The sequence below is a fragment of the Desulfitibacter sp. BRH_c19 genome (genome assembly GCA_001515945.1).
Taxonomy (GTDB): domain Bacteria; phylum Bacillota; class DSM-16504; order Desulfitibacterales; family Desulfitibacteraceae; genus Desulfitibacter.
Map to the genome: position 1 here is coordinate 1 of LOER01000020.1, position 8,082 is coordinate 8,082.

11 protein-coding genes and 1 pseudogene are annotated in these 8,082 nt (G+C 39.2%); all 12 read right to left on the reverse strand.

Annotated elements, in window-relative coordinates:
- Positions 1–346 precede the first annotated feature (346 nt).
- The 12 genes and pseudogenes from APF76_14980 to APF76_15035 all read right to left on the reverse strand — a co-directional run bounded on the left by APF76_14980 (position 347) and on the right by APF76_15035 (position 8,082).
- The gene (locus tag APF76_14980; GenBank protein ID KUO51848.1) at positions 347–595 is read right to left on the reverse strand and encodes a hypothetical protein; all 249 of its coding nucleotides are present in this window, start codon (positions 593–595) and stop codon (positions 347–349) included.
- A gap of 30 nt (positions 596–625) precedes the next feature.
- A complete protein-coding gene (locus tag APF76_14985) occupies positions 626–1,087 on the reverse strand; it encodes a hypothetical protein (protein KUO51849.1) in 462 nt (153 codons plus the stop codon).
- Between the two features lie 238 nt (positions 1,088–1,325).
- Positions 1,326–2,069 (reverse strand): hypothetical protein, encoded by a 744-nt coding sequence (locus APF76_14990; GenBank protein ID KUO51850.1) that lies wholly within the window; start codon positions 2,067–2,069, stop codon positions 1,326–1,328.
- Positions 2,070–2,582: 513 nt separating this feature from the next.
- Complete coding sequence (locus APF76_14995; GenBank protein ID KUO51851.1) at positions 2,583–2,930, reverse strand: hypothetical protein; 348 nt, start codon at positions 2,928–2,930, stop codon at positions 2,583–2,585.
- Positions 2,931–3,218: 288 nt separating this feature from the next.
- A complete protein-coding gene (locus APF76_15000) occupies positions 3,219–3,710 on the reverse strand; it encodes a GCN5 family acetyltransferase (GenBank protein ID KUO51852.1) in 492 nt (163 codons plus the stop codon).
- Between the two features lie 90 nt (positions 3,711–3,800).
- The gene (locus APF76_15005; protein ID KUO51853.1) at positions 3,801–4,034 is read right to left on the reverse strand and encodes a hypothetical protein; all 234 of its coding nucleotides are present in this window, start codon (positions 4,032–4,034) and stop codon (positions 3,801–3,803) included.
- Complete coding sequence (locus tag APF76_15010; GenBank protein KUO51854.1) at positions 4,024–4,593, reverse strand: hypothetical protein; 570 nt, start codon at positions 4,591–4,593, stop codon at positions 4,024–4,026. The genes APF76_15005 and APF76_15010 overlap by 11 nt, the downstream gene beginning before the upstream one ends.
- Positions 4,575–4,931: a hypothetical protein gene (locus APF76_15015; protein ID KUO51855.1), complete on the reverse strand. Its 357-nt coding sequence runs from the start codon at positions 4,929–4,931 to the stop codon at positions 4,575–4,577. The genes APF76_15010 and APF76_15015 overlap by 19 nt, the downstream gene beginning before the upstream one ends.
- Before the next feature lie 187 nt (positions 4,932–5,118).
- Positions 5,119–5,703, reverse strand: coding sequence for a hypothetical protein (locus APF76_15020; GenBank protein ID KUO51856.1), 585 nt, complete (start codon positions 5,701–5,703; stop codon positions 5,119–5,121).
- Positions 5,704–6,114: 411 nt separating this feature from the next.
- Positions 6,115–6,525: a hypothetical protein gene (locus APF76_15025; GenBank protein ID KUO51857.1), complete on the reverse strand. Its 411-nt coding sequence runs from the start codon at positions 6,523–6,525 to the stop codon at positions 6,115–6,117.
- A gap of 254 nt (positions 6,526–6,779) precedes the next feature.
- A complete protein-coding gene (locus APF76_15030; protein KUO51858.1) occupies positions 6,780–7,553 on the reverse strand; it encodes a hypothetical protein in 774 nt (257 codons plus the stop codon).
- Between the two features lie 246 nt (positions 7,554–7,799).
- Positions 7,800–8,082, reverse strand: a pseudogene (locus APF76_15035).

Here is an 8,082-nt window from a genome sequence, read left to right on the forward strand (position 1 = left end):
GGTTTTCTTGTCCGGAAAAGCAATTTTGCAAACCTGCTGATAGGCGATGTTGGGAGCGCTTTAGCGCGAACCCGCCTATCAGCGGGTGTAACCCGCGCCACGATAGGACGGAATTGTGAGCGCAGCGAGCAATTTCCGTCCTATCGTTCCCGGCATTCCCGACGTGTCCGTCTCGATAGGGCTGGCGCAAGACTTGCCTACCCCAATTACTATTTCCAAATGCAAGTCTTGTGACAGAGGACATGTGGGCGGCTCGCCCCAAAAACTTGCCCCACCGCCCCTTGCGGGAAAGCTCGTGTTATCCGATGCCGCGGTAGAGACCAGCTTGCTTATTCTGCTCTTTCAATTAATCTTTTGGCTTATCTTGAGTAGCTTTTCCCAATGCTTTCTTAGCGGCTTTTTCCTGGCGTTTCTCGTACATTTCCTGAATCCAAACATGTACGGGTGCCTTCCACTGCTGTGTCTTATTCGGAATGTTTTTTATTAAGCTCATTGGATTTAATCCCATTTCTTTGGCCATTTTTATTGTTTCTTGGTTAAGACAACATTTTTTCTTTGCCTCTGCCCATAACTGGTCCTTTTTCTTCTTGTCCATTAACATCAACTCTCTTTTTCTTTCTGATAATCATCTGTAGGTTATTCCTTTTCTTTCGCACCATTCTATAGCAATTCCTTTAATTGCCTCATCACGATACTTATACCATTTTTCCTCAATAGCAAATCTCCTTATTGAATTTTTAAACCTTCTAAAAGCTCCACTTCCCTTTATTGATCTATACATGGTTTCTCTAAGATTATCATCTTCTATATCCAAACAAAATTCTTCCATTATGCTGTATTCATTAATTTCAAACTGGGATGGCAATGGAATATAGTATTCTTCTTCTAATATCTCTTGAGCTATTCTAATATTATCTTGCTGCCACTCAGGAAATTGCTCCATTGGTTCTTCGTCTTCGGCAGCCCTAAGCTCTTCATCTGTTATTGTTATTACTTCTCCACTTCTCAGGTTTAAAAATGATCTCATTTCACTAGTTTGGAATTCTAGTCCTTCAATGATATTTTCTAACATAACAACAATATCCATTATTCTCACCTCTTTAAACCAGATATAAAATCAATCATTCTGACTATATTTCATAATTAAGCTAAGCGGTTTTGGATAACGTTTCGGCTTCCCGATGCCCCTGAGCCGGACCCGCAAAGCCCTTCTTCCTGGCGGTGCTTGCCACCCGGCGAAACGGTGTGGTGCGGCAAACACCATGCTCTCTCCCAGAGCCTTTCTTCATGACTTGGCTCATCCGCACCCTTGTGCAGATGCTTTGTTATACGCCGTTTCCGAGTATACTCTTAACTAATTTTTCAGTATTGTAAGCTCTCTCTTCATAATTACGAGCATTTGCATTACTTGGAAAAGGAGCAACTATAAATTTCTTACTTTCTGCGCTCAAAATTTCTGACCCAACAACATTAGCATATTTCTGTTTAAACTCAAGAACTTTAAGAGGCTGTTCTCCCAGTAATATAACCAGGTTAGGATTACATATCTCGATCTCCCTTTTAAGTAGAAGTCTACTCTTTTCGTGATCAAAATCGCGATCATTCCATGAGCCCCTTCGGTAAACTTTTGAAGCATCAGTTATAAACATATTATCTAATGATGATATTCTACTTAAAAGATCTTTTGATTTTTTCCAGCTAATAAATTTTGGCAAATTATAATCTCTAATAAAATCTCTATATTGGTATTCGTCAATAATTTGCATCAAGCAGGCATAAAATACAATACTGCCCGCATCTGGAGATAGTGAATCATTTGAAATTATCATGATTCTTTTATGCTTTTCATCAAAATACTTGCTTCCCCACCAAGGCAAATCAGCACCCCTTTGTACCCGAATATACTTTTGATTTTTTAATAAAACTTCAATATCCTGGCTGTAATAATTTTTAGGATATCTTCTTTGAAAAATTCTCACTATACTACTATTTTTATAGCACTCCAAAGGATAAATCATTTCTTCAGCATACAAAGTTGCTAATGCAGTTAACTTTTCTTCTTTAGTCATCATCTTACCCCCCTCTAAAATCGCCGGAAATGGCGTATAACGTGGCGCGGGTTTGCGAAGTTGCTTTGGAGGACAAGGGTTTTCTTGTCCGGAAAAGCAATTTTGCAAACCCGCTGATAGGCGATGTTGGGAGCGCTTTAGCGCGAACCCGCCTATCAGCGGGTGTAACCCGCGCCACGATAGGACGGAATTGTGAGCGCAGCGAGCAATTTCCGTCCTATCGTTGGGCATCTGCGACGCCGTTGAGCCGGACCCTCGGAGCCCTTCTCCTTGGCGGTGCTTGTCACCCGGCGAAACGGTGTGGTGCGGCAAACTTCGTGCTCTTTCCCGGAGCCTTTCTTCATGACTTGGCTCATCCGCACCCTTGTGCAGATGCTTTGTTATGTAACGTGGGAGGCCCCTAAACTCAGAGGCCGACAGGACGTCGGCCCCTAAAATCCCACAATGCTCCGCCTATTAAATACATGATTATTAATGATGCGAATTAATTTTCATCACTGTATACTCTTTGCTTTACACGATATTTTCTCCAAGTAAGATTTTAGGCATGGTTGTCAAACAGCGATTCCATCTTTTATAAAACTTCTCAAGTCCAAGTTTGGAAACCTTTGCATGTACTTCTTCATTTTCAACTACCCAATACAGTATATAAGTAACCTTACCAACATAGCGTGTCAACGGAACTGGTGGTTCGCCTGATTTTACTGCATTGAAGTCTTTCTGCCTATGGGTTCTTTTGATGTATTTTACATCAATAACACCTTGCTGTTCTTTGTAAAATTCAGCTACTTCTTTCATTAGTGCTTCGACTTCATCTTGCTTGTCAAGTTTTACTTCATATATGCAAATTTCATTAAACATATAACCATCCTCTTTCACGTAATAACGAAAGCTCTAAAAACACTTTCACATAATCCGCCGCAGGACGCGGCGGCTTTGCCTCCCATGTTATATAACGTCTGGGTGTTACCGTAGCGTCATACTACTTTCATATTGGCTAAGTTACGGTAACACCTTGTTATCCGATACCGTACGCCCCCAGATTCAGAGGCCGCCAAGGAAGGCGGCCCCTTAAGCCTTCGCATCATTTATATCTTACTAGAGATTTCTAATTATACGAGTGTGTTATATACAGTTGATCATGTCTGTTTACAACATATAATAATGGGGAATAATATCCTGATAACTTCCGTCCTTCATTAGAAATCCCTCAGGGATAACCCCAAGCTGAACAAAGCCTAGCTTTTTATACAACCGAAGCCCTGCAGTATTTGAGATTACTACAGCGTTGAATTGCAGTATTTTAAAGCCAATTTCCTTTGCCTTTGCAATACAGTGCAAAACCAAAATTTCGCCGATTTTTTTCCCACGTTCATCGCTCTTCACAGCATAGCTTGCGTTAGAAATATGCCCACATCTTCCCACATTGTTTGGGTGCAGGATATACAGCCCGACCATTTTACCCGTCTCGTCCTCAATTGCCACTCCTGTAAATGATTGACTATTAAAAAAATCTATTCCACTTTTTTCATCAAGAAGCTCTATTTGAGGAAAAGCAATTCCATCTTCAACGATATCGTTCCAAATCATGACCATAGCTGGTAAATCTTCGCTTGTAAATTCTCTGACAGTGATTCCCATAACTTGCCCCCTACGTCAAATTCTTGTTATCTAAGTATAATACAAACAATTTATATTCTAACATTTTCTACGAAATAGTCACCACTAATCTCAAATCCGCGCATGGACGCGCGGCCTTATGCGTACGGTTTCGGATAACGTCCCGTGAATTCCCGAAGTCTGGTTACTACTTGCATATTCTCTCAGATTTAGGTAGGGTCGAGGTCTGGCGCGGTACTTATACAGCCCGTTTCCAGCCCCCGCCACTTCAAACCCGGCGTGCGGTTCTCCCGCACCGGGCTTTCCGACAACATTCTTCCTAGTGCATTCAAGGTTATGTTCCACATATACCTCTTTGATAGAAGTATTCGAGTTTGTTAGTAGATACCCATTTTTCAAACAGTTCTTTGATTTTGGTTTTCTCTTTCCACTTTCTCTTCTTGTATGCCATCCTTAATAGTTTTAATCTTACATACCGGTCAAGAGCCTGGAGTTTCTTTATTGCGTTACCCATGCAGAAATAATTTCTCCATCCCCGTATTATTGGATTGAGAATATCCGTTACGTCTTTTATGTTCTTAGGTAGGTTTTTACGTGATGTCTGCTCTCGAATTGCTTCTCTTATTTTCTTCATTGCCTTATTGTTTGGCCATGCATACGGTACAATTTTTCCACTATTTTTGGATTTCATTTTACAAAAGTGGTAACCTAAAAAGTCAAAACCTTCCTGGTTTAGGTCTACTATTTTTGTTTTTTTCGGGTGTAGAGTGAGCTTTAGGCGACACATTAGCTTTTCTACTTCTTCTAGGGCTCTTTCTGCCTGATGTTCCGTCCTGCATACTAAACAGACATCATCTGCATATCTATATAGATCCCCATATCCTTTTAACTCTGTCGTCCACATTTTATCCAGTACATGTAAATATAATTTGCCAGCAAGGGGGAGATGACTCCTCCTTGAAGCTCACGCCAGCATTCAATATCACTGCCTGAAGTTATTATTTCCTTCAATCTATTATAAAGTTCTTCATAATAATAACCGCATTCCCAACTTGAAAATGCTGATGCAAAGTAAAGATTATGTAATGAATTGCAATCACCTTCAAATTCAGATTCATACTTATTTAAAATGTCATCAATTACAGTCTGAATAGGGACACCCTTATTAAATTCGTCCATTATTTCTGAATAAATGTCCATATATTCATCATTAGAAGATATTCCGGTTCCCCATGCACCCATTATCATTCCTCCAAAAAATGATATCCGCCGCAGGACGCGGCGGCTCCCGCGCGCGATTTTATATAACGTCTTGCCGGTTCCCGCCGCGCCCTGACCGCATGCATCATCCTCTAAGTGGCGGGAACCGGCTGTTATGTAAAGTCGCGCGCCCCCAGACTTGGAGGCCGACAGGACGTCGGCCCCTTAATCAAATTCCCCCATATCCATATCCCCATCCTTGAATATACCATGGAGATTTGTTGTCTTTCCTAATTAAATCAAAACGCCATTCAATTTCACCACTTTGTGTAGGAACCTTTGTATTATCATACTTAACGTCATGAAGAGCATAGACTACGGCTATATTATCAGCCGTTAGACCTATTTCATTAGCTTTTTCACTTTTTAATATACTGTGCTTATAGCCTGTGTCACTTTCATAATGAATATCTAAAATCTTCAAACTTATAACACCAAAATCCCCATTCATCTCTCTCGAAAATCCTCTTTGTTTTTCACGTGTAAGAGTCGATAACCAAGTATCATAATCGTTTTCCCTCATTGCTATAAGATATTTTTCGACAACGGTTATAGCAGTTGGATTATTATTGACTTTTTCGTCATTCAAATAAAAAGTAAGTTCATCTCCATAATCAAAGCTATCTTGATTAATAGTCTCTGTCTCTAAAGAAGATTGATCATCTTCCCAGTTAATTATTTCATGCTTTCCACATGATGTTGTAGTAATAATTAAAACTACTAAAACAATAAAAATGCTTCTTGCAAATCGCATCACACACCTCCAATTAACAGAAATAATTCTTATTCCATCCGCCGCAGGACGCGGCGGTCTCGCGCGCGATTTTATATAACGTGGCGCGGGTTTGCGAAGTTGCTTTGGAGGACAAGGGTTTTCTTGTCCGGAAAAGCAATTTTGCAAACCTGCTGATAGGCGATGTTGGGAGCGCTTTAGCGCGAACCCGCCTATCAGCGGGTGTAACCCGCGCCACGATAGGACGGAATTGTGAGCGCAGCGAGCAATTTCCGTCCTATCGTCCCGTGAATTCCCGAAGTCTGGTTACTACTTGCATATTCTCTCAGATTTTGGGAATTCACTGTTATCTGCTGCCCGTCGGAAATACCCTAACAAAGCCCAAAAATTCAATCCGGGTCAAACACATTTGGATCAAAAGCTGATGGCCAATTAAACTAATACTTTAAAACGGCATTCACTATCTCCAGCAAGAATGGTTTTCTCCATAAAAACTTTTACATCTCTACCTAAGCCAAGTCTAAATTTCTTTTTAATATTTCCTTGTGTACAATAGCAAAGAGTTTTCGAAGCTTCATTAACATCTTCGTTAATTAATGGACAGTAGCATTTATCAAAGACAACATATATATTATTACCTTCAATTTTAACTCGCCATTTCTGAGATAATTGTTTTATAAATTCAACCTCATCTTTAGATTCCTTCTTAATATCTAATAACCTTTCATCAGTGAGATGAGTGAATGGGCATTTCTCACCGCATGCTTCCATAATTTCAGTTTTCTTAGTCTCATCAAGATTCTTATCCAAATTCTTAAGCAGCTCTTTTATCCATACATTCATTTTGCTTTTCTCCTCTCAAATCATGTTTATATAACTTCCTTATACGACCACGAATATTATCTGAGAAAAACAGAATCATACATTGTTCTAAGACAAACCGAAGCCAAAGATATATACTTTTAATTAATCGAAGCTTGCATATTGTCCTTAATAAAGTAAAAATTGCTAGGGTTGCAGATAACGTTCCGCGGGTATGCGAAGTCCTGTGTTGCGCCTGCGGCAGGCATTTTGTATACCCGCTGTTGTGCGATGGACTACTTTCTGCATGATAAAAACCAATCAAACAATGCTCCTTCTTCAAAAACGATGTTGTTTAGGTTGTGTTCACCTTTTTCATATATTGTTATATTCACTTCAGCTTTAGCTTCTTCTAGTTTCTTCAGAATTCCTACAGTTTTCTCAATAGGTATTTCATTGTCAAATTTATCATGGAATACCCATATTGGAATATTAATTATTTTCTGTATATTATCACTCATGAAAGGTTTATAAATACCGCCACTTATCGGAGCAATTCCAGCAAACCACTGGGGGTAATCCATGGCAAAAGACCAAGTTCCCATACCTCCCATACTAACCCCAGTTAAATAAATTTTCTCAATATCAATACTTTCATTATTTGTGATAGTGACAAAAAGTTTATTTAATCTTTTTGTTAAGAATGACCAATAAATTCCATCAGGACACAAAGGCGATATCGTAATAAATTGAGGTAATTTATTTTCAAGTGCATATTTCGCAAGACCGTTACCTTGCCCTTCATCATTTCTAATGAGTTTTTGTAATTCATTTCCTCTTTCGGCCATACTGTGAAGAAATAAAATCATGGGATATTTTTTTTCAGGGTCATATTCTTTGGGGTAAGTAATCAAATAATTCAGTCTGCTATTTTCACAAAACATGTACTTATATGGAACACCCTGTTCTGATAAGAGAACGCGGCTTCCAACATCAGATGTTTTTTTAAAGGAAGCACAAGCAGTGACCATAAAAGTTATCATAGCTATTAATAAACATCTCATAATCATCATAATCCTCTCGTATTAGTCTTTCGCACAACGTTCCGAGTGTTACCGACGTATCCGTCCCGCAGGGCTGACGCAAAGCTTGCTCATTCATTTCACCTTATATATTGCAAGCTTTGTGACAGAGGGTATGTGGTGCGGCTTGCCCCAGAGCTTGTCTACACCGCACCCTTGCGGTAAAACTCTGTTATATGATGTCACACTTAATATTCATTCACAAAAAAATTACATATAGTCTTTTTTAGCTCTTTATCCTTTTGCAAATCCCTTAATATATTCAAGCAATAATGGAATGGCCACCTGTTTCCCTATATCAAGAGATTCTTTAAGAATCTTTCTAGCTTTGGAATCATCTTTATCATATAATGCTTCTTTTAATTCCATTAACAGCTGACTTTGTGCTTTTTGGTCTTCAACTGAAATTTCGGTTTGATCTAAGATCTGCTTTAATAATTCTTTACTCTCTTCAGTTATTTCAATTAATCTTTCTAAATTAGAAGGTTTTTCAACCTTTATAAATCCATTTTTAACA

Bases quoted from the DNA above. Each gene is read 5' to 3' on its own strand.
- APF76_15015 (KUO51855.1), bottom strand. From the start codon at position 4,931: ATGGGTGCATGGGGAACCGGAATATCTTCTAATGATGAATATATGGAC.
- APF76_15020 (KUO51856.1), bottom strand. From the start codon at position 5,703: ATGCGATTTGCAAGAAGCATTTTTATTGTTTTAGTAGTTTTAATTATT.
- APF76_15025 (KUO51857.1), bottom strand. From the start codon at position 6,525: ATGAATGTATGGATAAAAGAGCTGCTTAAGAATTTGGATAAGAATCTT.
- APF76_14990 (KUO51850.1), bottom strand. From the start codon at position 2,069: ATGACTAAAGAAGAAAAGTTAACTGCATTAGCAACTTTGTATGCTGAA.
- APF76_14985 (KUO51849.1), bottom strand. From the start codon at position 1,087: ATGGATATTGTTGTTATGTTAGAAAATATCATTGAAGGACTAGAATTC.
- APF76_14980 (KUO51848.1), bottom strand. From the start codon at position 595: ATGGACAAGAAGAAAAAGGACCAGTTATGGGCAGAGGCAAAGAAAAAA.
- APF76_14995 (KUO51851.1), bottom strand. From the start codon at position 2,930: ATGTTTAATGAAATTTGCATATATGAAGTAAAACTTGACAAGCAAGAT.
- APF76_15030 (KUO51858.1), bottom strand. From the start codon at position 7,553: ATGATTATGAGATGTTTATTAATAGCTATGATAACTTTTATGGTCACT.
- APF76_15000 (KUO51852.1), bottom strand. From the start codon at position 3,710: ATGGGAATCACTGTCAGAGAATTTACAAGCGAAGATTTACCAGCTATG.
- APF76_15010 (KUO51854.1), bottom strand. From the start codon at position 4,593: ATGTGGACGACAGAGTTAAAAGGATATGGGGATCTATATAGATATGCA.